This is a genomic window from Rathayibacter sp. AY1C9, assembly GCF_002932315.1.
In the GTDB taxonomy this organism is placed as follows: Bacteria; Actinomycetota; Actinomycetes; order Actinomycetales; family Microbacteriaceae; genus Rathayibacter.
Window position 1 is genome coordinate 48,463 of the sequence record NZ_PSVZ01000008.1, and the last position, 22,481, is coordinate 70,943.

The window sequence follows — 22,481 nt, forward strand, 5'->3', positions numbered from 1 at the left end:
GCGCGGCGCCGGCCCTTCGGCCACCGGGTCCTCCGTGGTGAAGGCGCCGGCCCTCCGGCTGCGGGTTCTGCGCGGCGCCGGCTCTCAGGCCACGGCGAGAGCGGCGACCGGCGACACCTTCGTGGCGCGGCGGGCGGGCAGCACGGCCGAGACGACCGTGATCACGACGCCCACCACGAGCACCGCCACCAGGATCGGCACCGGGACGGTCGGCGGGATCAGTCCGATGCCCGGCAGCGAGCCGAACACCGAGATCGCGCCGCACCAGCCGTAGACGATCCCGAGCACGATGCCGAGCACCGCGGCAGCGATGATCATCTGCGCAGCCTCGAGCACCACCATCGACCGCACCTGCGAGCCGGTGAAGCCGAGCGCGCGGAGCAGGCCCAGCTCGCGCCGGCGCTGCAGCACGCTGAGCGACAGCGTGTTGACCATGCCGACGGCGGCCAGGACGACCGAGAAGCCGAGCAGGACGCTCATCACCGCGGTGCTCACCTGGATGAACTGCTCGAACGCCGCGATCACCTCGGGATTCGTCTCGCCCGAGCGCTCCATGATCGTGCCGAAGGTGGCGGCGGCGACCGCGAACATCGTGACCAGCGACACTCCGATGACCAGTCCGATGACGGCGCGGGCGCTGCGCGCCGGATTGCGGACGGCGTTGGCGGACGCCAGGCGGGCGACGGGGCCCCGGCCGAAGGCGCGGCCCACGAGGGCCGTGAGCGGAGGGAGCAGGACGGGCGCCCCGAGGATCACGCCGGTGAAGGACGCCATGCCTCCGACCAGCCCGAGGAGGACGCCGCCGGGGTTGGCCAGCCCGAACACCACGCCGCCGGCGAGCAGCAGCGCGCCGACCACGACGAAGACGATCGCCGTGATGTTGCGGGCGGTGCGGCCGCGCAGCTCCTCGTAGCGGGGTTCGGCGGGGGATCCGGCGGCCTGCGACGGCGCGACCGCGAGCACGCGGCGCGATCCGGACCACGAGGCGATGACCGTCGAGGCGACCACGGCGATCAGCGGCAGCACGAGGCCGGGCGAGACGAGCGGGTAGTCGAAGCGGGGCAGGGTGCCGCTCCGGATGGCGAGCTCCGCGGCGAGCGCCACGAGAGCGACGCCGGCGACCAGGCCGATCGCCGCTCCGAGGAGCCCCTGCAGGAGGCCCGTGCGGACGATCCCGCTGCGCAGCGACCGGCCGGAGGCGCCGAGCAGGCGCAGCAGGGCGATCTCGCGGGTGCGCCCGGCGATGACGGTCGAGACCGCGTTGGCCGTGACGATCCCGCCCACGAACACCGCGATGCCGAAGAAGACGGCGCCGACCATCCCGAGCATGAGGGCGACCTGGCCGATGCCGTCGATCCCCGCTGCCGCGAAGGCCGCGACCATGTCGGCGATGACCTGCACCAGCACGGCGCCGAACGCCGCGGCGAGTGCGGCGACGGTGACGATGGCGCCCCCGCCCTGGCTCGAGCCCGTGCGCACGCCGCTCACGCCGCGCCCTCCATCGTGAGCATCGCGCGCGAGATCTCCTCGGCGCTCATCCCGCGGCGGTCGTCGACGACGGCCCCGTCGCGGAGGAAGACGATGCGGTCGGCGTAGGCCGCCGCGATCGGGTCGTGGGTGACCATCGCGATCGACTGGCCGTACTCGCGGGTGGAGGCCCGGAGCAGGCTGAGGACCTCGCGGCCGGTGCGCGAGTCCAGGTTGCCGGTGGGCTCGTCGGCGAAGATCAGCTGCGGCCGGGTGGCGAGGGCGCGGGCGATCGCCACACGCTGCTGCTGCCCGCCCGAGAGCTCGTGGGGCCGGTGCGTGAGGCGCTCGCGGAGCCCGAGGGACTCGATCAGCCGGGCGATCCACTGCTCCTCGTCGCCGGTCACGGAGCGGCCGTCGAGCTCGAACGGGAGGCGGATGTTTCCGCGCACGTCGAGCGTGGGGACGAGGTTGAAGGCCTGGAAGACGAAGCCGACGCTGCGGCGGCGGAGCACGGTCAGCTCGACGTCGCTCATCGAGGTGATCTCGGCGTCCCCGAGGAACACGCGGCCGGAGGAGGCGGTGTCGAGGCCGGCGAGGACGTGCATGAGCGTCGACTTGCCGGATCCGCTGGGGCCCATCACCGCGGTGAACTCGCCCCGCTCGATCGAGAGCGTGACGTCGTCGAGGGCGACGACGGGCGGCGTGCTGCCGTAGAGCTTGCGCACGCCCTCGACGCGCGCCACGACGGAGGAGGTCTGGTTCTGCATGTCCTCGACGCTACGGAGGCACCCGTGTCGCCGGCGTCGTCCGCAGTGGCTCGCCGCGTCATCCCTCCGGCGGATCCGCGATGGTCCTGCGGGGTCAGCGGGGCCGGAGCCCCGCCCGGCGGAGGGCGAGGGCCGCCAGCGCGGCGGTGACGGCGGGGTCACCGGTCCGCCAGCCCGCGGCGGCCTCCGGGTGCGCGGCGAGGATGTCGCGGGGGGACGCCCGGGTGAGCGCGCGAAGGGCCAGCAGCTCGGTTCCGCCACCGGTCGAGCCGAGGGCGCGCAGCTCGGCGGTCCGGCGGGCGAAGCGGAGCCGGGGCCGGAGCCAGAGCACGGCCAGGAGCAGGAGCGGGAGGCCCCCGACGGCGAGCCCGGCGACCACGGCCAGGGCGCTCGCGAGCTGCTGCTGGTCGCGTCCGGCGGCGGCCAGCACGGAGCCGGCCCCGCTCGCCTCGTCGAACGGCGCGCGCACGGCGTCGCCGAGCAGGGGGATGCCGCCGAGGGTGGTCCCGGCGTCGCTCATGGTCGAGCCGAAGCCGCTGCCGGCGCTCTCGAGCCGCCGGCCGATCTCGGCCAGGCCGGCGATCAGCGAGCCGACCGCGATCCCCGCGGCGATCGCCACGACGGCCACGCCGAGAGCGAGGGCGTCGGCCAGGATCTGCCGCGCGCGGACGGCCGGGAGGTCGGCGTAGATCTGCATGCGCCGATTATCCGGCGCGCTCGGCGGCGGGCGTGTCCACACCGGCGGAAGGATTCGTCGAGAGGGCCCGGGATCCGCGTCACTCCGCGAGGTCCCCGACGTTCTTCCTCCGTTGTGACCACGTCGGCCGCCTCCGAGAGGTCTGCCCGACCCGGCTCCTCGCCGCTTCTAGTCGAGCAGGTCGTGCAGCACGACGACCTGCTCGCGCTCCGGCCCGACGCCGATCGCCGAGAACCGGGCACCGCTCATCGCCTCGAGCGCGCGCACGTAGTCCTGCGCGGTCTGCGGCAGGTCCGAGAACTCGCGGCAGCCGGAGATGTCCTCCTGCCAGCCGGGGAACTCCTCGTAGATCGGCTTCGCGTGGTGGAAGTCGCTCTGCGAGACCGGGACCTCGTCGTGGCGCACGCCGTCGACGTCGTAGGCGACGCAGACGGGGATGGTCTCGAGGCCCGAGAGCACGTCGAGCTTGGTGAGGACGAAGTCGGTGACCCCGTTGATCCGCGCCGAGTAGCGGGCGATCGGGGCGTCGTACCAGCCGCAGCGGCGCGGGCGGCCGGTCGTGGTGCCGAACTCGAAGCCCTGCCGGCGGAGGTACTCGCCCCACTCGTCGAAGAGCTCGGTCGGGAACGGGCCGGCGCCGACGCGGGTCGTGTACGCCTTGATGACCGCGATGACGCGGTCGATGCGGTTCGGTGCGACTCCGGAGCCGGTGGCCGCTCCTCCCGAGGTCGCGTTGGAGGAGGTGACGAACGGGTAGGTGCCGTGGTCGACGTCGAGCATCGTGGCCTGGCCGGCCTCGAACAGCACCGTCCTGCCGGCGTCGAGCGCCTGCGAGAGGATCAGCGACGTGTCGGCGACCATCGGGCGCAGGCGCTCGGTGTACTGCAGCAGGTCCTCCAGCACCTGCTCGACCAGGATCGCGCGGCGGTTGTAGACCTTCACCAGCAGGTGGTTCTTCTGGTCGAGGGCGCCCTCGACCTTCTGGCGGAGGATGTTCTCGTCGAAGAGGTCCTGGATGCGGATGCCGACGCGGTTGATCTTGTCGGCGTACGCCGGGCCGATGCCGCGGCCGGTGGTGCCGATCTGGCGCTTGCCGAGGAAGCGCTCCGTCACCTTGTCGAGGGTGCGGTGGTAGCTGGTGATGACGTGCGCGTTGGCGCTGACGAGCAGCTTCGACACGTCGACGCCGCGGGCGCTCAGCGCCTCGAGCTCGTGGAACAGCACCTCGATGTCGACGACGACGCCGTTCGCGATGACCGGGACGACGCCCGGGGTGAGGATGCCGGAGGGGAGCAGGTGCAGGGCGTACTTCTCGTCGCCCACCACGACGGTGTGCCCGGCGTTGTTGCCGCCGTTGAACTTCACGACGTAGTCGACGCGGCTGCCGAGGAGGTCGGTGGCGCGTCCCTTGCCCTCGTCGCCCCACTGGGCGCCGGTGATGACGATTGCTGGCATGGCGTGTCCTTCTCGACGGGAGGGGCGGGGGTGGGCGGGTGCGGCGCGGCAGTCGTGCCGCCTCCGCGCGACCAGCCGCTCGATTCTAGCGGAGGGGCCGGAGGACGGCTCCAGCCCACGAGGCCGGTGCAGTGCACGCCCGCGGCGCGAGGCCGCACCGGCGGACTCCCCGGCTCCGAGCCGGCCCGCGGACTCCCCCGGCACCGGGCCGCCCCGCGGACGCATCGCCGAGCAATGCTCTCGATCCCGTCATGCGCAGTTCACACGCGGCGCATAGATTCGAGGACGTTCACACTCCACTCATCACGCGAACAGGACCACGATGCGCAGACTCCGCGCCGCAAGCCTCCTCGCCGTCGTCGCACTCGGAGCCGCCACCGCCGCTCCGATCGCCTCGGCCGCCCCTCTCGACGACGGCGTCGAGCTCACCCTGGTGTCGACGACCGACACGCACGGGCACGTCTACGACTGGGACTACTTCGCGAACGCGCCGTACCCGGCCGACGGTGCGCTCGGCCTCACCCGCGTCGCGACCGAGGTCGACCGCCTCCGCGCCGAGAAGGGCGAGGAGTCCGTGCTCGTCATGGACAACGGCGACGCGATCCAGGGCACGCCACTCACCTACTACTACGGCCTCGGCGACGGCGCCGCGGGCGTCCTCTCCGGCGAGACGACGCACCCGATGGCCACCGCGTTCAACACCATCGGCTACGACGCGCAGGTCGTCGGCAACCACGAGTACAACTACGGGCTCGACATGCTCAGCGCGTACGAGGGCGACCTGAACGCCCCGCTGCTGGGCGCGAACGTCGTCGACGTCGCCACCGGCAAGCCGTACCACGACCCCTACACGCTGATTGAGCGCGAGATCGACGGGAAGACGGTCACCGTCGGCGTCCTCGGCCTCGTCACCCCCGGCGTCCGCGTCTGGGACAAGCAGTACGTCGACGGCGTCCTCGAGTTCCAGGACATGGTCGCCGCCGCGAAGCAGTGGGTCCCGATCGTGCAGGAGCAGGCGGACGTGGTCGTCGTCCTCGCGCACACCGGCCAGGGCACGGTCCCGGACGCCGAGTACGACGCCGCCGACCTCAACGAGGACGTCGTCAACAACATCGCGACGCAGGTCCCCGGCATCGACGTGGTCGTCGCCGGCCACAGCCACAAGGACCTGCCGCAGACGCTGTTCACCAACGTCGCCGGCGAGCAGGTGCTGGTCACCCAGCCCGAGTTCTGGGCGCAGGGCCTCACCGAGGTCACCCTGAACCTGGTGCCGGACGCCGCGGGCGGCCTCGAGGTCGACTGGTCGGCCGGGAACGCACCCGTCACGCAGCCCGTCTACGCGAAGGACATCGCCGAGGAGTCGCCCGCACTGGTCGACGCCCTCGCCGAGCAGCACGCCGCCACGATCGAGTACGTGAACACCCCCGTCGCCGACTCGGTCGAGGAGCTCTCGGCCGCGACCTCGCGCTACGAGGACACCCCGATCATCGACTTCATCAACACCGTCCAGGCCGAGACCGTCGAGTCGGCGCTCGAGGGCACCGAGTGGGCCGACCTGCCGGTGATCTCGCAGGCGTCGCCGTTCTCGCGCACCGCCGTCTTCCCGAAGGGGCAGGTCAGCATCCGCGACATCGCGGGCCTGTACATCTACGAGAACACCCTCCGCGGAGTGGAGCTGACCGGAGCCGAGGTGCGCGACTACCTCGAGTTCTCGGCCCGCTACTTCGTGCAGACCGCCGAGGGCGCCGTGTTCGACCCCGAGACCGGCACCAACGCGACGACCGAGGACCGCCCCGACGGCATCCCGGACTACAACTACGACGCGATCTCGGGCCTGGACTACGTGATCGACGTCTCCCAGCCCGCCGGCTCGCGGATCCGCGGTCTCGCCCACGCCGACGGCACCCCGGTCGCCGACGACGATCGCTTCGTGATGGCGGTCAACAACTACCGCCAGAGCGGCGGAGGCGCCTACCCGGCCGTCGCGCAGGCACCGCTCGTCTACGACGAGCGTCTCGAGATCCGCCAGCTTCTCATCGACTGGTCGACCGCCCGCGGCGTGATCGACCAGGCCGACTTCTACGACCCCAACTGGTCGCTGACGACGGAGCCCGCCGCCGAGGTCCCGGTCACCCCGGCGCCGACCGAGCCCGGCACCCCGACGGAGCAGCCCACCACAGCTCCGTCGCCGCACCCCACCACCACGGCGGCCCCCGTCGCGGGAGGCTCCGGCCCGGGCTCGCTCGCGAACACCGGCGCCGACGCGGCCGGCCTGATCGGCGGAGCCCTCGTGCTGCTGCTGTCGGGTCTCGCGCTGGTCGTCGCGCGACGCCGCCTCGCGGCCTAGCCGAGCAGGGCACGGGCGGCGGTCGGCGGGGTCTCCCGCCGGCCGCCGTTCGCCGTTCCGGAGGATCGCGGGACGATCGGGCCGCGGACCGGCGGCTCAGTCCCCGCGGCGTCGCGACCGGCGGGCCCGCCAGGCCGAGAACGCCCCGGTCGACCAGAGCGCCCAGACCACCAGCAGGGGCTGGAAGACGAGCCGCACCGCGCGCGCCGCGTCCGTCTCGAGGCCGAACGCCGGCGTCCGCGTCACCAGCTGCGAGATGTTCCCCGGGAAGACCGCGACGAAGAACGCCGCCACCACGACTCCCACGATCACGCGCCACCGCACGAGCACGACGAGCGCGAGCCCGAGCGCGATCTCGACGACGCCCGACGCGACGACCACCAGGTCCGGGTCGGCCGGCAGCCACGGCGGGACCTGCGCCTGGAAGGCCTGACGCGCGACCGTCAGGTGCGCCGTGCCGGCCGTGACGAGCAGCAGGCCCAGGAGGATGCGGGCGAGAGTGCGCGGGAGGGAGCGGCGTCCTCCGTCGGTCGCTGTGGCGGCGGTCATGCCCCCAGTCTGCGCTCGGAGCCCGCTCGCGCCGACCGCGAGCGCGTTCCGGCGGCGCCCCGTATCCTCGTTACCGCCCCGTCCGCAGACCGTGAAACGAGTTCCATGAGCACCCTGCCCCGCCTGATGGCCTTCGACCTCGACGACACCCTCGCCGCCTCGAAGTCCCCCGTCGACCCGGCGATGGCCGACCTCTTCGTGAAGCTGCTCCAGGCCACCGAGGTGTGCATCATCTCGGGCGGCCAGATCGGCCAGTTCCGGATGCAGGTGCTCGACCGCCTCGAGGGCGCCGACCCCGAGGTCCTCGCGAAGCTGCACCTCATGCCCACCTGCGGCACGCAGTACTACCGGTACGAGAACGGCGACTGGGCGCAGATCTACGCCGAGAACCTCACCGAGGACGAGAAGTCGCGCGCGCTCGCCGCCGTCGAGGAGAAGGCGAAGGAGCTCGGCTACTGGGAGTCCGAGACCTGGGGCCCGATCCTCGAGGACCGCGACTCGCAGATCACCTTCTCGGCCCTCGGCCAGTCCGCGCCCGTCGAGGTCAAGCAGGCCTGGGACCCGGACGGCGAGAAGAAGAACACCCTCCGCGAGGCCGTGCAGGCCGTGCTCCCCGACCTCGAGGTGCGCTCCGGCGGCTCGACGTCGGTCGACATCACCCGCAAGGGCATCGACAAGGCGTACGGGATGAACAAGCTCACCGAGCTGACGGGCATCCCTCTCGACGACATGATCTTCGTCGGCGACCGCCTCGACCCGGACGGCAACGACTACCCCGTCAAGGCGATGGGCGTCGAGTGCTTCGCCGTCGAGGGCTGGCACGACACCGCCGCGTACCTCCGCTCCTACGGCCTGTAGGCCGCGCCCCGCGAGCCTCTGCCGCGGCGGGGGCGCTGCGGCAGGGCGGCGCCGGGCGGGCGTCGTTCAGCGGTCCTCGTTCAGCGAGCCGGCGGCGGTGCCGCCGAGGGCGAGCCGGAGCCGCTTGGGCAGTCCGGCGACGACGATCGCGTGGGACTCCTCGATCAGCTCCAGCACCAGCCCGGACTCCACCGCCCCGCCCGCATCGACGGTCACCCAGTGCTTCTTGTTCAGGTGGTACCCGGGCTCGATGCCCTCGACCCCCGCGACGAGGTGCACCACGTTCTCGGGCAGCGCCTTGACGCTCACGACGGGGCGCTCGAAGCGCTCCGACTCGAGCGCGAAGACCTTCCCGGCGACCTTCCACACCCGCGTGCCCGGGCCGAACGGGAAGCTCGCCTCCGCCCCCGCGAGCCCCTCGAGGAGCCGCCGTACCGCCGTGTCGTCCATCCGATCATCCTCCCGCACCCGACTGCGCCGGAGGCGGAACGCGCCCGCTCACCGGACCCGACCCGAGTCCCATCGGAGCGGCGCCCGTCGCCGCCGCTCCGGCGCCGAGGTCGGACGACGCGACGGCAGCGTCGGAGGAGCCGGAACGGAGCGGACGTCCTGATGGGTCGATGAGCGACTGCGGATGCGCCGGCGATCCTCCTCTCGCCGCCGGGGATCCGCGAACGAGCCCGCGCCCGGCCGAGGTGAGGCCGATCAGTCGGATCACGACGAGGCCGTGCAGCCGACGGAGACGCTGCACCTGAACGAGGAGGACGCCCTCGGGAGGCGGTCCTGCCCGTGCGCGCCTGGTGACGGAATCACGAAGGCCGTAGAGGCCATCCTCCGATCGGCCTTGTAGGGGTTCCTCGGGCGGGAAAGCGAGCGGGGAGACGCATCCGGGCAGCCGACACCGGAGCGCCTCATCCGGCCGGACTCACGGCCCGATCGATCCGCCAGGAGAGAGAAGGAACACAAGCGGGAGACGGCTCTGCGCCTCACCTGTCGATCAATCATCTCTCTTGCGGCAGAACAGGGCGACCTCGGAGTGAGGCGGATAGTCGTTCCGCCGCCGTTTCGGAGCCTCTCTCATCTGTCTCGAGATCGTCGAACCCCGTTGCGTGGAATTACTTGGTGTGCAGTAGTCTCAGGCCTGCCGCGGGAGGGACAGCCCTCTCGCGAAATCAATCGTCGCGGAAAAACTCTCGGGACGCTGCGACATGAGCAGTGGATCTTCCGAGGGAACGTCTGCCGTCTACGGCTCAGGTCGTTCGTTGAAGATCCGCAGGCCATTCGTCCAACCAGAGAGGCATATTATGTCGAACACGTCCCCTTCTGATTCGCCCGTTCCGGCTCGCAATGCGGTTCCCGGCCGCCGGACCGTCCTGCAGGCGACCGCATGGACCACTCCCGTCGTCGTCGCGGCGATCGGTGCGCCGCTCGCCGCCGCATCGGCCCCGGTGACCGTGCGCACGGTCGCTTTCGTCGACCAGGAGGGTGGCGATGCCACTACTTCCTACACGACGAGCAGCTGCAACCCGTTCAACGCCTACCTCCAGGTGAGCGATTCCGGAGTTCCGGCCGCCGCAGGCATCGCGGTGACGGTGACTCTGCCGACCGCGCTGCGCTGGTACGACGGCACGGCCACACCTCGCACGCTGTTCACGGGTGCCGGCGGAAGCCTCCTCCTGGAGGGCTTCAACGGTCTGCGTTTCGCCACCGCCGGAGTCAGCCAGACGGGCACCATCACGGCCACGACAGCAGGCGTGGTGAATCCGGCCCAGCCGACCGTTCCCGTGGCCGATGCGACCACCGCAGCGATCGTGAACGGCACCAGCGGCACCCGCACCTCGACCTTCCGCGGACGTCGCAACAATGTCGAGTCCGAGATGCCGGAAGCTGTCACCACTGTGGTCGATTTCGCAGTCGCGTGGACCGGCGTCGGTGACACGGCTGCGTCTGCGACCTACCTGAGCTACGTCGTCTCCCAGGACGGCGACGTCTACTCGCACACCGCCCCCTCCGGCGGCTTCTACGAGTGGGACACGACGACCCCCATCCGCATCGGCATGACCAGCATCGCGGCGGATGACGGTCTGATCATCGCCGGCGGCGACCGCGGAGCCCGCCTGTTCTCGGCCAGCGGCAGCACGGTGTACGACTGGGACGGCGTCGCGCTCGCGGCCGCGCCCGGAGGCCGCACTGTCCTCGACATCGCCGTGTCGTTCAGCGACGACAGCCTGTGGCGGGTGTCGCTCGTCGCGACCGACGGGACGGCATGGGAGGCGACGAAGACCATCGAGGCCGGAGCGTCTTGGTCGCCGTGGACGCAGGTCCTCGCCACAGTCACCGGGCTGCGTCAGGTCGCCGCCGACACCCAGGTCTTCGGCGCGACGCGTCGCATCTTCGCGACGACGGCCGCTGTGTTCGACCAGGACGGCACCCAGCTCACCGCACTTCCGGCCGGACGCACGGCGAAGGACCTCGGAGTCGAGATCGGCGGCAACTGGATCAACGTGATCGGTGACAACAACCAGTACTACCGCACCCCGTTGAGCAACCCCGGGACGTGGGACAGCAACAGCACCGGCAGCCCCGTCGTCACGATCACGAACGTCACCAGCGTGGCGTCGGCCTCGACGCCGAACATCGGCATCCGCGCGTTCTACGTGGCAGGCGCGGCACTCTGCGGCTGAGCTGATCACCAGGGGGCGCCCTGACGACGGCGCGCCCCCCGAGCAGGACTCGCGGGTCCGGTGACGTCCTCCCCTCGATCACCGAGGGAGGACGTCACCGGACCCGCTCGTGCGAGCGGATGCCTCGCTCACAGGACGACCGGCTCGGGCGGACGGGGACAGGGCCTCGATCCCCGGTCGCGCTCACCGGCCCGAACCCGACACGACCCGAGCGATCCGCGACGTCCTGAACGGAGAGCGGAAGCGCCCCGGGAAGCCGTGACACGGCTCGTCATCGGCTCCGAGCAGCTCCCCGTCGAGGCAGGATCGTCCGCCGGCGAGGCACTCGCCCCCGGAGCGCCCGACCACGGGCGCCTGGCCGCGGCCGTGGCCGGAGCCGATGACCGCAGACGCATGCGCCGATCTCGGCTCCACGCCCAGGAGCACTCCGGCGCAGCACCTGTCCGTCTCGATGAGCACGAGTGTGCCGTCGTCGTTTCCGGCAGCGGAAGCGTCCTGCTCGTCCCTGCCGGCGACGACGTGCCCGCCGTCGGTGCCCGACGATCGTCCGCCGGTCTCCCCTCGCGAGCTCTCGCGGCGCCTCTCCCGAGTCTTCTCCTGCCGTTGCGCGTCACGCCCCATCGACAGCGGCGGGACGCCGCGACACCGCATCAGCACCGGACGCACGAGCGCCGACCGCGCGAGCCGAGAGACCTGAGCCGCCCGACGGATCCGACCCGCCGAACCACCTCGACTCCCCGTGCTCGGGACGTCTCCGCCGCCGACGTCCGAGCGGTCGTCGACGGCGCACAACGGAGGTCCGAGCGCGTCCTCATCGTCGGGGAATAGTCGGAATAGCCGAGAGCATCCCCTAGGAGGGGCCTTTGCGCGGAGCTTCGCTCAGGACGGAGGAGCACGACGCCCGACCACTACGCTGAGGGCAGGTCGCTTATGCGAGAGAACAGCGGTCAGTCGCAGACAGGGCTCACACGGTGAAACTGCAAACACCCACTTCCACGAAGAGCTCTTCCTCCGAGAAGGGCCGGAGCTCCTGGTCCCGAGCAGTGGCCAGAAAACTCGTCATCACCGATGTCCTCGTCATCGTGTTCTCGGTCTTCAGCAGTCAGTTCTTCTGGTTCGGAGTGGAGAGCCGAGAATTGTTCGTGGCCGGCCATCAGCCGGAGATCGCGGGCCTGCTCGCGAACTACTGGATCGTCTCCTCGATGATCGTGGTGCTGTGGGCCGCCCTGTTGAAGTTCTACGCCACACGCGAAGACCGTGTCCTCGGCGGAGAGGTGACGGAGTACAAGCGCATCCTCGATGCGACGCTCCTGCTGTTCGCCGTGATCACGTGCGTCGCCTACCTCGGCCAGATCGGCTTCGCCCGCGGGTACATCATCACCGCGCTCCCGCTCGGCCTCGTCCTGCTCTGGCTCGGACGCGGAGCCTGGAGGGTGTGGCTGCGGCAGCAGCGGAGCGCGGGCCGGTACTCCTCCTCCGTCGTCCTCGTCGGCTCGCCACGGAGCGTCGAGCACATCTACCGCGAGCTCGTCCGCGCCCCCGGGGCCGGGTATCTCGTTGTCGGCGTGTGCATCCCCGAGGATCTGGCCAGCGATCGGGTGAGCGGGTGGGGGGTGCCTGTCTTCGAGAACATCACGGTGGATGCGGTGCCGGGCATCCTGAACCGGACCGGCGCCGATACCGTCATCATCACGAGCAGCGACCACCTGCCACCCGAGCAGATCCGACAGTTGAGCTGGAGTCTCGAGCCGAGGCGCCAGCACCTGGTCATGGCGCCGAGCCTCACCGACATCAGCGGACCGAGGATCCACATGCGCCCGGTGGCGGGCCTTCCTCTCGTGCACATCGAGACACCTCGATTCGAGGGCAGCAAGCAGGCCCGCAAGCGTGCCCTCGACATCGTCGGATCGCTGAGCCTCATCGCCGTGCTGATGCCTCTCATCGCCTCGGTCGCACTGGCCGTCAAGCTGACGAGCTCGGGGCCCCTGTTCTATCGCCAGACGCGGATCGGCATCAACGGCAAGCCCTTCGGCATGATCAAGTTCCGCTCGATGGTGGTGAACGCTCATGATCAGCTCGCCGAGCTGCTCGCCGCTCAGGGAACGTCCGGAACACCACTGTTCAAGATCACTGACGACCCTCGCATCACACCGATCGGACGCTTCATGCGCAAGTACTCGATCGACGAGGTCCCTCAGCTCTTCAACGTGCTGAGAGGCGACATGTCGCTCGTCGGGCCGCGGCCGCAGGTGGCGGGAGAAGTCGAGCTCTACGACGAGGCCGCGCGCCGGCGCCTCAACGTCAAGCCGGGCATGACCGGGCTCTGGCAGGTCAGCGGGCGGTCGACGCTCTCCTGGGAGGACGCCATCCGACTGGATCTCTACTACGTGGAGAACTGGTCGTTCACCGGGGACCTCGCGCTGCTCGCGAGAACCGTGCAGGCCGTCGTCGCCCCCGGAGGCGGCGCCCACTGACGCATCGGGCCACCGCGCGAGCGGCCGGTCCTCACATCTCGGTGACGACCGCGTCGTCGATGCCGACCGTTCCCGCGGCGGGGTCGTTCAGGCCGACGGTCACGCGGAAATGCGACGCCCAGGACGGCGCCTGGCGATCCACGCCGGTCGCGGGTCTTACCCGGAACGGGAGTGCCGCGGCCATCGCCGCCATCGACTGCGTCGTCGAGGAGACGGGCTCCGAGCGGACGGTGACAGGGATGCCGCGGGCGTCACGACCGGAGACGGTGACGAAGGACTCCGAGACGATCATCGACCCGTTCGCAGCGGCCTGTCCGATGACGAGGTCGGCGGCGTAGACCCGGCCGGGTCTGCTGAGCACATCGAACGAGAGACTCGTCTGTCCGGTGCCTGTTTTCCGGACCAGGAGCCGCCCTGACGCGACGGCGAGCGTGGCCGACGGGCTCGCACTCCGAGAGGTGGCGTCCGGAGTGTCCAGGTACGCGTCCGCGACCGTGCCCACATCGAAGGCTCCATCGACGAGCCGGTTCGCGGCGCGGTGGACGAGAACCGAGGTCGGCACGACGGAGGGCTCGTCCAGGATCGAGACGTCCGCCAACCGGACGAGTCCGGTCCCTCCGACGAGGTAGCCCGATGCCGGAGCGACGTTGCGGAAGGAGGTGCTCGTCACGACGATCCCGCCTCCCCAGCTCCTGTGAGCCGTCTCGAAGACTGTGGCCGCCGCCAGCGGGGCGGCGGCGGAGACCGTGCCGCCGTTGATGCTGATCCTGGCCGTCGTCGTCGCAGCGGTGGAGAACGCGCTGACCGTGCTCGCCGGGGTCAGGCGGACGGTCGCAGCGTGCAGCGTGACGGCACCCCCTGAAGCCTCGACCGCGCGATCGCATCCGCTGATGGCCAGCGACGTCGTGTGCAGCTCGCCACTGGTCGACGCGGAGGACAGTCCCGTCGTGCACGAGCGCACAGAACCGCCGACCATCGCGAGATTCGACCCAGGGGCAGTGCCGGCGACCAGGACGCCCGTGCCGCACTCCTCCACGGCCACGTGGAAGAGGCGCAGATGCTCGGCGCCGGGACCGAACCGGACACCCGTCTCGAATCCGATGATCTCCACTCCGTACAGTCCTGCGCCTCGGACGCCTGTCGCCGAGGACAGCTCGAGGCCGACGGATCCAGGAGCCGCTCGGCCGGGACCCGTGAGGCGCAGTCCGCGCAGGCTCACGCGCGTGTGCGGCGCATCATCGGAGGCCTCGGAGGCGGTGAGGACGAGCGCCGATCCCGACACCGCCGTCGCATCGACATCGCCTCCGGCGAACTCCATCGACACACGCGAGAGGTCGATCGTCAAGGGTGCTGTCAGCACGACGGGCTCGGAGACGACCAGGAAGGACTCGGTCGCGAGGGCGTGAGCCGCGTCGAGAGCGGCGCGGAGCCGCTGCTCAGCAGTCGCTCCCGGGAACTCGGTCGAGTCCCGGAAGCCGTCCAGCCGTGCGTCCGGGAAGGCGTTGGCCGCTGTCGCCGGGGGGGCCGTCGCCACCGCCGTCACGGCGCCCGCGCCCGCTGCCGCCGTCAGGCTCAGAAGCGCCCGTCGTCCTCGATCCCGCGATGATGCTCCCATTCCCGAACAGTACGGAGGAAAGGCCGCCGTCACGACCGCCGTTCACACCCCCCGCACGGCGCACACTGCTGCACGATGTCTCACCTTCAGCGCGAGGGCAGCCTGTGGACCACGTCTGCTGTGCTCAGCTCCAGGAGGAAACTGAGCACGTCCTCCTCGAGGACCTCTCGGGGGACGCCGAACTCGTCGGCGAGCCCCGCGAGGATCTCGACGGTCGTGGACGGATGCTCGAGCCTTCTCCAGATCGCGTGCGCCGTGCCCTTCAGCACGAGGGGCACGGGAAACGGTGACAACAGGTTCAGCAGCACCGCCTGCGCGTCGTCCTCGACGAAGGCCAGCTGATCGGATCGCGCCCACACGGCGTGATCCAGAGCTCCCGGATCGACGGTGGTCACGAGTGGGTCGCATTCTCTCGGCGACGGCGTCGACGATCGGCGGCGAGCGAGCGCACGAGCCCGAGGAACGCCCGCAGATCTGACAACGACGGCCGATCGAAGCGGACCATCCCCGTCTCCGCAGCCCTCCGGCGCGCCCGGCGTGTGAGACCGATCACGGTCGTCAGCGCGGACACGATCAGCACGATGCGCCGCTTCCCTGTGGCCTCGACGAAGGCGAGCGCCCAGTGATAGCTGGACCGTCCCGTTCCGGCCACCCGCAGATCCCACAACCGGCGCTCGTGCACGGCCAGGTCGTCCGGCACGTCCAGCCCGAGGGCGTGGAGCACCGGGCGGAGGGGGTAGGCGCTGCGGGTGCTCTCGACGAGCAGGAGCAGCGCCTCCCGGTCCGATTCGCTCGCGCCCCTGAGGAACCCGATGACCGACTCGAGCTCGGACGTGCTCCGGGCAAGGAGGGGATCCTTCAGCGCGTGGAGCGCGACGACGACCGCGCCCGCGACCGGGGAGGGCACAGCGACCCTCCTGTGCGCGATCGTCACGGTCCGGTGCGACGTCCACAGCACGTCGAGGACTTCCTCCGGCTCTGCGAAGAATCCGGGGTAGCGGTCGTGCACGTCGATGTCGCAGGTCCACTGCGGATGGAACAGGGTCACGGAGTGCACCGGGTACGCGCGCGGGGCCGGGCGGTCGGGCCGGGGGATCCATCCGCGCTCGGCCAGCAGGTCGACGAGGCGCTGGACGTCCGCCGGGTGGACGAGCACGTCGACATCGCTGGACACGCGTCTCGTGCGGATGCCCTGTGCATGGGCGGTGGGCCCCTTGATGAACAGGGTGCGGAGCCCGTGCGTGGAGGAGAGGTGCGCGGTGAGGGCGTGTGCGAGGTGTACCGCATCATCGAGGGAGAGCTCGGTCGTCGCGGGTGCGGAGCTCACCGTCGATCCGACAACTGCCGGTGCCGACCGGTGGACGGCGCCGGACGCACCGCCATGGATCGCGACACCGCCGCTGCCCGTCGCTCCGAGTCGAGGCCGGACCGGGCGATCGAGGTCGTCGCCGGCAGCGGCTCGGAGGCGAGCGATGCGGCGTACGCCAGCGCGATCCACACGGTCAAGGCGGTCCACGCGGGGGCGGAGGCCAGAGCGACGGCGAGGAAGACCCCCAGACCCAGTGCCGTCCCGTTGCGCCGATATCCCCGCACGATCAGCATCACGAGGAGGACGGCGAAGAGGGCCAGGGCGATCACTCCGGTCTCGGCAGCGAGCTGGGCGTAGACGTTGTTCGCGAGACCGCGAGAGGCGCCGTTCGAGGTGAGCCCCGCCACCGCCTGGGAGTAGTCGGTCCTCCACACGCCGAACCGGCCGGGTCCGACTCCGAACAGCGGATTGTCCGCGGCCATGGTGAAGCCCGTGCTCGACGACTGGGATCGGACGTTCAGCGAGCGGGTGCCGACGTCGACGGCGCCTGTGCCCAGTCCGAGCTTCGAGAGCTGCGCGAGGACGAAGCGCTGCAGGGCGGGAACGAGCAGGACGATCACCGCGCCCAGCGCGCCGACGCTGAAGATCTGCACTCCCACTCCCCGCTGGGGGCGGAGCGTCGCCGTGAGGACCGCCGCAGAGACGGTCGCGATCAGTGCCGACGTCGACTGCGAGTAGACGAGGCAGGCGACGGCGGCGGCGATTCCGATGCGGTCGCGACGGCGCAGGCAGGCGAACAGCGCGATCCCGGCGAAGAAACCGAGGTAGTTCCCCTCGAGGAACGGGCCGTTCCTCGGCAGGCTGACGCCGAAGGTCGCCCCCATCTGAATCGTCGAGTTGAGGAGAGCGGGCAGCGGGACCCCGGCGAGGTGGAGGGCCAGCTGGATCGCGCAGAAGACGAAAGCGAGGCGGACGGCGATCGAGAGAGCCCGCTCCATGTCCTGGAATCCCAGTCGGTGGCCGACGTACCACCAGACCGCGAGGGCCAGCAGAGCGTATCCGCAGTAGAGGATCATGTCGTTGGTGAAGCCCAGGTCATAGCCGTAGGCGGCTGGAACCTCGGGTTGCTTGAACAGGAATGCCCAGATCGTCGCCAGAACGACCAGCGCACCGAGCCCCAGCACGATCTCCCGTCCCACCGGCGTGTACCGGTCCTTCTGGACGGTGATCACGGAGAAGCCGATGGCCAGGATGACGGCGATCTCGGTGATCTTCAGCGGAGAGCCGACCTGAATGGTGAGCGCCTGCTGGAACGGCATGAAGACGATGGCGAGGAACAGAAGCCGCTGGACGACATCCAGACGCGCCGCGCCCTCTCGCGTCGTCGCGGTCGCAGCGCCCCCTCGAGCCATCGCGCGCCTCATCTCCGACGTGATCGAGCATCGATCGTCTCCTGCAGCAGCTCCGTTCAGCTCTGTAGGACTACAGACTAACCACGGTCCCGGTCCCCCGGAGGTGGTCCCCTTTCGACCTCATACCGTCGGCCGGGAGCACATAGGATCGCTCACGGAGTCATGCCGACGGACCGCGTGGTCGGTGAGGGATCCTGTCCGATGGTCATCGACAGGGACCGGAGCCTTCCACGGCTCGGCCAAGCCGGAAGGGCGCGAACGGTTGACAAGCGGATCCACACTCGCTGAGGACTGGCGCGAAGGCGAGCGCACGATCGTGCACGTGACGGAGAGCTTCGGCGCAGGTACCGCGTCGGCGATCAGCGACTACGTAGCGGCCACGCCCGCCTTCCAGCACAGGCTCGTGTATTCACCGCGGGAGGACTCTCCGGTACCGGAGAGCGCCTTCGCGTCGTTCGCAGGCGTGACGGCGCTGCCGACAGGGCACGTCGCCCGAGTCCGCGCTCTGCGAACGGTTCTGGCCGGAATGCCGGGCGCTGTCGTGCACGCGCACTCCAGCTTCGGCGGAGCGTACGCGCGCCTCGCGGTCCGGGCGGGCCGGCGACGTCCGATCGTCTACACGCCGCACTGCTACGGCTTCGAGCGCCGAGACCTCCCGCTGCCCGCCCGGGCGGCGTTCCGGGTCTTCGAGGGCGTCCTCGCCTTCAACACCACCGTGTTCGCCGCCTGCTCAGCTCGCGAGGCCCGTCTGAGCCGGTGGCCGTTCAGCCGGGCGGAGGTCGTGCACGTCCCCAACTCGGTGCCCGCCTCGCTCCCGCCCGCCACTCGCCCCGGCGGGCCGAGGCCTCTCCGCCTCGTCGGCGCCGGTCGGCTCTCGACGCACAAGGATCCCCGATTCTTCGCCGAGGCCGTGGAGGCCGTGCGCGCCGCCGGCCATTCCGTCGACGCGACGTGGATCGGCGGAGGCGAGGGGCGTCACCGCACCGCCCTCGACCAGGCCGGCGTCCACGTCACCGGCTGGCTCAGCCGCGACGAGGCGCTCCGCCGACTGGGCGATGCCGACGTGTACCTGCACAGCGCGCAGTGGGAGGGGATGCCGATGGCCGTTCTGGAGGCGCACGGCATGGGGCTGGCCCTCGTCGTGCGGGACATCCCCGCCTTCGATCGCCTCGGCCTGCCCCTGGTCGCGCACTCCCCCCACGATGTGGCGTCGTACTGGGGCGATCTGGAGCACCCGGCGGCCCGTTCCCGTCTCGTCGCCGCCGCCGAGCACGCCCTCGCCCTGAACACCGTGCAGCACCAGTCGCAGATGCTCGAGCGGCTCTACCTCGGCCTGCTGCCGACCGCCCCTCGGAGGAGGAAGCCATGACGACAGTGCTCGTCTCCGCCCGTGTCCTCGACAGACAGGTCGGCGGCAACACCAGATACGCCCGCACCGTCTACAGCGGGCTCGCCGGACACGGCGTGCAGCACGTGCTGTCCCGACCTCCGATCGAGGGGGGCCGAGCCCGCAGCGCCGTCTACGGCGCCTATGAGGGACTCGTGCTGCCGAGGCTCCGCCCCTCCGGGATCGACGTCCTCCACTTCCCCGCGGACACGGGGCCGCTGGTTCCGAGCCGCCTCCCGATCGTCGGCACGATCCACGGGCTGGCGACACTCCACGTGGACGATGTGCGCAGCCGGAGCTCCGACCGGTTGTGGCGCCTGCGCGTCGCGCGTCTCGCAGCACTCTCGACCACGATCATCACGGTCTCCGATTCCTCCGCCCGGGACATCGCGACTGTCGCACCCGACGCCGCCGGGAAGATCGTCACCATCCCGCACGGGATCGACCACGACACGTTCAACACCCGCTCCACCGACCAGGACTCCGTCGCGCTCGACGAGCTGGGGATCGACGGCCCGTACTTCCTCTACGCGGGCAACCTCGACCCCCGCAAGAACATCATCGAGCTGTGCCGAGCCGCCTCGAAGGTCTTCGACGAGACGGGGGTGCCGCTCCTGGTGTCCGGCGCTCCGGCGTGGGAGAGCGACGCGATCCTCGAGGCGGTCCGCGGAACCCGCGGCGTGCGCTACCTCGGCCGCGTACCGGATGAGGCGCTCGTCCCGCTGCTCCGGGGAGCGCTCGCCTTCTGCTTCCCCTCCACCTACGAGGGCTTCGGCTTCCCGGTCGTCGAGGCCATGGCGTGCGGCGTTCCCGTCATCTGCAGCGATCGCGGGTCGCTCGCCGAGGTGGCGGGCGGCGCGGCGCTGACGCTCACCGACATCGGCGCGACGGCGATCGCCGATCACATGCGCGAGATCGTCGCCGATCCGTCCCTCCGCAACGACCTGCGGAGCCGGGGTCTGATCAACGCTCGACGATTCCACTGGTCGGACTCCATCGCAGCGCATGCTCGCGTCTTCGAGGAGGCCGCGCGGTGAGGGTCACGATCGTCCACGCCTACAGCACCACCAACTCCGGCGACGGCCTGCTCGTCGAGGAGGCGCGGGAGCTGGTCCTCTCGGCCCTGCCGACGGCGGAGATCACGCTCGTCGCCCTCGATCCCGCGAGCTTCGACGAGGAGCTCTACGAGAGTGTCCTGCACCCCCTCACCGGCCGTGCCGGCAGCATCGGCAGCCTCGAGACGCTGCGACGCGGTGGGGTCGCGCTGCTCTCCGGCCGCCGGAGCGCCGGCTACGCCCGGGCGATCGCCGGGTCCGACCTCGTCGTCGGCGTGGGGGGCGGCTACCTCCGCACCAAGAATCCCGTCGAAGTCGTCAAGATGATGTGCACCAACTTCGTCCAGATGCCCCGGCGCAGCGACCGCGTTCCGTTCGTCTACCTTCCGCAGAGCATCGGGCCGCTCAATCTCGGGACCCGCCGTGTGATCGCGGCGCGACTGGCCCGCGCCGTCGGGGTCTTCGCCCGGGACGACCGCTCCGTCGAGGAGCTGTCCGGCCTCGCGAACGTGCACCGCGCTCCCGACATGGCCCTTCTGGGCCTCCCCGACGAGTTCGATCCGAGGACCGTCGTGCGGGCCGGAGCTCCCGGGCCCGTCGGGATCGTCGCCCGCGCGCTGTCCTCGAGCCGGTCGCGACGTGCCGCCTACGAGTCGCGGATCGACGCCCTCGCGCGCGATCCGGAGTCGGAGCTGCTCGCTCAAGCCACCGCTCGCGGCAACAACGATCCGCAGTTCTACGAGCGGCTCGGCCACGAAGGGCCTTTCCGCCTGCTCCGCGACGCGGTCGGCAGCGGAGTCGCGGATCGGCCGGCGGTCGTGGTCTCGGTCCGGCTGCACGGCAGCATCCAGACCATCCGCAGCGGCGTTCCGAGTGTCCATCTGAGCTACGAGCGGAAGGGCTGGGGTGCCTACGACGACCTCGGGATCGACCGGTTCGTGCACAACGCCTTCGACGCCGATCTCTCGCTCATCCGCGACCAGATCGCTGAACTGCGGGAGGACCCGTCCGACTACTGGAGGCGCGTCGGAGACTCCGTGTCGGCGCTGCGGATGCAGCGAGGACGACTCGTCGACCTCCTCGTCGACGCCTCCGGACCGGTCGGGCGCCCGTGAAGATCGTCTTCGCGAGCCACACCGCCGAGGTCGGGGTCTTCCGAGTGGGGAGCCACCACCTGGCTCGGGAGCTCTCGCGCCTCGGGAACACGGTGACGCACGTCTCGACGCCGTCCTCGCTCCTGCACGCGGGGCGCCTGCGGGACGCCACCGTGCGGGCCCGCTTCGGTCTTGCGCTGCGAGGTCCACGCACGGACGCGGCGGGCGTCGTGCACGCCGAACCGCTCACCGTCGCCCCACTGGGATCGCTCCCGGCGCGGATGCGGACGCCGTCTCTGCGGGTGCCGCTGCGGCCCTGGCGGGCGCCCAGTGGGGCGATGCGTCCTGATGTCCTCATCGTCGACCAGCCCCTGATGGGCGTGCCGCTCCTCGAGCTCCTGCAGCCGAAGCGTGTCGTCTACCGGCCCACGGACGCTCATTTCGAACCGGGGATGCGGGCGGCGGAGATCGAGCTCCTCGAGCGGGCGGACGCTCTCGTCGCCACGTCGGAGCCGGTGCTGCGCGCGGTCTCCGAGGGAGTGGCCGCGCCGGAGCGCACGCTGGTCCTCGAGAACGGAGTCGAGTACGAGCGGTTCCACGGTCTCGGTGCCGAGCGTGCGGGAGTCGTCTACCTCGGGGCGCTCGACCGCCGCTTCGACTGGGGAGGAGTCCGGATGCTCGCCTCGGCGTTCCCTGACGTCCCCTTCCGACTCGCCGGTCCGCTCCCGAAGAACGTGGAGACGCTGCCCGCGAACGTGGAGCTGCTCGGCGCCGTGCCCTACTCCCGGGCGCCCGCGCTGCTGAAGAGCGCCCGCGTCGGGCTGCTCCCGCTCTCGGACGACCCGGGCAACGCGGGTCGCAGCCCGATGAAGTACTTCGAGTACCTCGCCGCCGGCCTCAGGATCGTCTCGTCCGCCTCCCCTGCACTGCGAGCCCGCTCCGCCCCCGGCGTCTGGCTCTACGACGACCCTGCGGGCGCAGAGAACGGGCTGCGGTCCGCGCTGGAGGCTGCGGCGTCGGGACCCAACCGGGAGGGCTCGGTCTACGCGGAGCAGTACGGCTGGCACCGTCGCGCCGCCGACCTCGCACAGCTGCTCGACGCGGTGCTGGCGGCACCGCGCCGAGTGCGGCGCTGACGGCCCGTCCTCAGCGCCGCCAGCGGTCGATCGGGAAGGCGTCCAGCAGGGGCGCCGGATCCCACGCAGCCAGCGGGCGTCTAGGAGTGCAGCCGGATCCGCGTCGCGTGAGCCACGGCGGAGTCGAGATCATCGAAGAGGGTGTACTCCGACCCGGTCCGTCCTGTCCCCT

The 22,481-nt window shown here is 70.9% G+C and carries 18 protein-coding genes; 8 read left to right on the top strand and 10 right to left on the bottom strand.

The annotated features are described in order from the left end of the window. Positions 1 to 84: 84 nt before the first annotated feature. The 4 genes from C5D09_RS07820 to C5D09_RS07835 all read right to left on the bottom strand — a co-directional run bounded on the left by C5D09_RS07820 (position 85) and on the right by C5D09_RS07835 (position 4,389). A complete protein-coding gene (locus tag C5D09_RS07820; RefSeq protein WP_104261167.1) occupies positions 85 to 1,488 on the bottom strand; it encodes an ABC transporter permease in 1,404 nt (467 codons plus the stop codon). Next, positions 1,485 to 2,237 carry an ABC transporter ATP-binding protein gene (locus C5D09_RS07825; protein ID WP_104269028.1) on the bottom strand — a complete coding sequence of 251 codons (753 nt, stop codon included), beginning with the start codon at positions 2,235 to 2,237 and terminating at the stop codon, positions 1,485 to 1,487. Before C5D09_RS07825 ends, C5D09_RS07820 begins: the two co-directional genes overlap by 4 nt. Positions 2,238 to 2,331: 94 nt before the next feature. Beyond that, the gene (locus tag C5D09_RS07830; RefSeq protein WP_104247484.1) at positions 2,332 to 2,934 is read right to left on the bottom strand and encodes a hypothetical protein; all 603 of its coding nucleotides are present in this window, start codon (positions 2,932 to 2,934) and stop codon (positions 2,332 to 2,334) included. A gap of 168 nt (positions 2,935 to 3,102) precedes the next feature. Beyond that, positions 3,103 to 4,389, bottom strand: a complete 1,287-nt coding sequence (locus tag C5D09_RS07835; RefSeq protein ID WP_104234282.1) for an adenylosuccinate synthase — start codon at positions 4,387 to 4,389, stop codon at positions 3,103 to 3,105. A gap of 322 nt (positions 4,390 to 4,711) precedes the next feature. On the opposite strand from C5D09_RS07835, the gene C5D09_RS07840 reads away from it, so the two are divergent. After that, positions 4,712 to 6,736 (top strand): bifunctional UDP-sugar hydrolase/5'-nucleotidase, encoded by a 2,025-nt coding sequence (locus C5D09_RS07840; RefSeq protein WP_104247485.1) that lies wholly within the window; start codon positions 4,712 to 4,714, stop codon positions 6,734 to 6,736. Positions 6,737 to 6,832: 96 nt separating this feature from the next. Here the strand turns inward: C5D09_RS07840 and C5D09_RS07845 are convergent, their stop codons facing one another. Then, positions 6,833 to 7,285 carry a DoxX family membrane protein gene (locus tag C5D09_RS07845; protein ID WP_104247486.1) on the bottom strand — a complete coding sequence of 151 codons (453 nt, stop codon included), beginning with the start codon at positions 7,283 to 7,285 and terminating at the stop codon, positions 6,833 to 6,835. Between the two features lie 105 nt (positions 7,286 to 7,390). Between C5D09_RS07845 and C5D09_RS07850 the strand changes: the two genes are divergently transcribed. Beyond that, entirely contained in the window at positions 7,391 to 8,143 is a 753-nt protein-coding gene (locus C5D09_RS07850) for an HAD-IIB family hydrolase (protein WP_104222786.1), read from the top strand. A 66-nt stretch (positions 8,144 to 8,209) separates the two neighbouring features. Here the strand turns inward: C5D09_RS07850 and C5D09_RS07855 are convergent, their stop codons facing one another. Beyond that, complete coding sequence (locus C5D09_RS07855; RefSeq protein WP_104222787.1) at positions 8,210 to 8,593, bottom strand: MmcQ/YjbR family DNA-binding protein; 384 nt, start codon at positions 8,591 to 8,593, stop codon at positions 8,210 to 8,212. Between the two features lie 854 nt (positions 8,594 to 9,447). Between C5D09_RS07855 and C5D09_RS07860 the strand changes: the two genes are divergently transcribed. Together C5D09_RS07860 and C5D09_RS07870 are read left to right on the top strand one after the other, a co-directional pair. Beyond that, positions 9,448 to 10,827, top strand: coding sequence for a hypothetical protein (locus C5D09_RS07860; protein ID WP_146085620.1), 1,380 nt, complete (start codon positions 9,448 to 9,450; stop codon positions 10,825 to 10,827). A 1,043-nt stretch (positions 10,828 to 11,870) separates the two neighbouring features. Continuing rightward, complete coding sequence (locus C5D09_RS07870; protein ID WP_258059309.1) at positions 11,871 to 13,301, top strand: sugar transferase; 1,431 nt, start codon at positions 11,871 to 11,873, stop codon at positions 13,299 to 13,301. Between the two features lie 31 nt (positions 13,302 to 13,332). Here the strand turns inward: C5D09_RS07870 and C5D09_RS07875 are convergent, their stop codons facing one another. From C5D09_RS07875 to C5D09_RS07890, 4 genes are all read right to left on the bottom strand, one after another. Next, entirely contained in the window at positions 13,333 to 14,835 is a 1,503-nt protein-coding gene (locus C5D09_RS07875) for a hypothetical protein (RefSeq protein ID WP_146076940.1), read from the bottom strand. 167 nt (positions 14,836 to 15,002) lie between these two features. Further along, positions 15,003 to 15,311, bottom strand: coding sequence for a PqqD family protein (locus tag C5D09_RS17480; protein WP_181027179.1), 309 nt, complete (start codon positions 15,309 to 15,311; stop codon positions 15,003 to 15,005). Next, the gene (locus tag C5D09_RS17120; protein ID WP_181127690.1) at positions 15,308 to 16,243 is read right to left on the bottom strand and encodes a nucleotidyltransferase family protein; all 936 of its coding nucleotides are present in this window, start codon (positions 16,241 to 16,243) and stop codon (positions 15,308 to 15,310) included. The genes C5D09_RS17480 and C5D09_RS17120 overlap by 4 nt, the downstream gene beginning before the upstream one ends. Further along, the gene (locus C5D09_RS07890) at positions 16,240 to 17,637 is read right to left on the bottom strand and encodes an O-antigen ligase (RefSeq protein WP_181065640.1); all 1,398 of its coding nucleotides are present in this window, start codon (positions 17,635 to 17,637) and stop codon (positions 16,240 to 16,242) included. The genes C5D09_RS17120 and C5D09_RS07890 overlap by 4 nt, the downstream gene beginning before the upstream one ends. On the opposite strand from C5D09_RS07890, the gene C5D09_RS07895 reads away from it, so the two are divergent. The 4 genes from C5D09_RS07895 to C5D09_RS07910 are packed head-to-tail and all read left to right on the top strand — an operon-like array spanning position 17,552 to position 22,309. Continuing rightward, a complete protein-coding gene (locus C5D09_RS07895) occupies positions 17,552 to 19,006 on the top strand; it encodes a glycosyltransferase (RefSeq protein ID WP_258066941.1) in 1,455 nt (484 codons plus the stop codon). The two genes, C5D09_RS07890 and C5D09_RS07895, sit on opposite strands and share 86 nt — an antisense overlap. Then, a complete protein-coding gene (locus C5D09_RS07900; protein WP_104225715.1) occupies positions 19,003 to 20,061 on the top strand; it encodes a glycosyltransferase family 1 protein in 1,059 nt (352 codons plus the stop codon). The genes C5D09_RS07895 and C5D09_RS07900 overlap by 4 nt, the downstream gene beginning before the upstream one ends. After that, positions 20,058 to 21,194: a polysaccharide pyruvyl transferase family protein gene (locus tag C5D09_RS07905; RefSeq protein ID WP_181027183.1), complete on the top strand. Its 1,137-nt coding sequence runs from the start codon at positions 20,058 to 20,060 to the stop codon at positions 21,192 to 21,194. The genes C5D09_RS07900 and C5D09_RS07905 overlap by 4 nt, the downstream gene beginning before the upstream one ends. Continuing rightward, positions 21,191 to 22,309, top strand: a complete 1,119-nt coding sequence (locus C5D09_RS07910; protein ID WP_104262618.1) for a glycosyltransferase — start codon at positions 21,191 to 21,193, stop codon at positions 22,307 to 22,309. Before C5D09_RS07905 ends, C5D09_RS07910 begins: the two co-directional genes overlap by 4 nt. Positions 22,310 to 22,481: the final 172 nt, after the last annotated feature.

Excerpts from the sequence above, each read along its gene's own strand:
- C5D09_RS07835 (WP_104234282.1), bottom strand. The coding sequence starts at position 4,389 with ATGCCAGCAATCGTCATCACCGGCGCCCAGTGGGGCGACGAGGGCAAG.
- C5D09_RS07890 (WP_181065640.1), bottom strand. The coding sequence starts at position 17,637 with ATGGCTCGAGGGGGCGCTGCGACCGCGACGACGCGAGAGGGCGCGGCG.
- C5D09_RS07895 (WP_258066941.1), top strand. The coding sequence starts at position 17,552 with ATGGCGAGGAACAGAAGCCGCTGGACGACATCCAGACGCGCCGCGCCC.
- C5D09_RS07845 (WP_104247486.1), bottom strand. The coding sequence starts at position 7,285 with ATGACCGCCGCCACAGCGACCGACGGAGGACGCCGCTCCCTCCCGCGC.
- C5D09_RS07860 (WP_146085620.1), top strand. The coding sequence starts at position 9,448 with ATGTCGAACACGTCCCCTTCTGATTCGCCCGTTCCGGCTCGCAATGCG.
- C5D09_RS07830 (WP_104247484.1), bottom strand. The coding sequence starts at position 2,934 with ATGCAGATCTACGCCGACCTCCCGGCCGTCCGCGCGCGGCAGATCCTG.
- C5D09_RS07850 (WP_104222786.1), top strand. The coding sequence starts at position 7,391 with ATGAGCACCCTGCCCCGCCTGATGGCCTTCGACCTCGACGACACCCTC.
- C5D09_RS07900 (WP_104225715.1), top strand. The coding sequence starts at position 19,003 with ATGACGACAGTGCTCGTCTCCGCCCGTGTCCTCGACAGACAGGTCGGC.
- C5D09_RS07855 (WP_104222787.1), bottom strand. The coding sequence starts at position 8,593 with ATGGACGACACGGCGGTACGGCGGCTCCTCGAGGGGCTCGCGGGGGCG.
- C5D09_RS07840 (WP_104247485.1), top strand. The coding sequence starts at position 4,712 with ATGCGCAGACTCCGCGCCGCAAGCCTCCTCGCCGTCGTCGCACTCGGA.
- C5D09_RS07825 (WP_104269028.1), bottom strand. The coding sequence starts at position 2,237 with ATGCAGAACCAGACCTCCTCCGTCGTGGCGCGCGTCGAGGGCGTGCGC.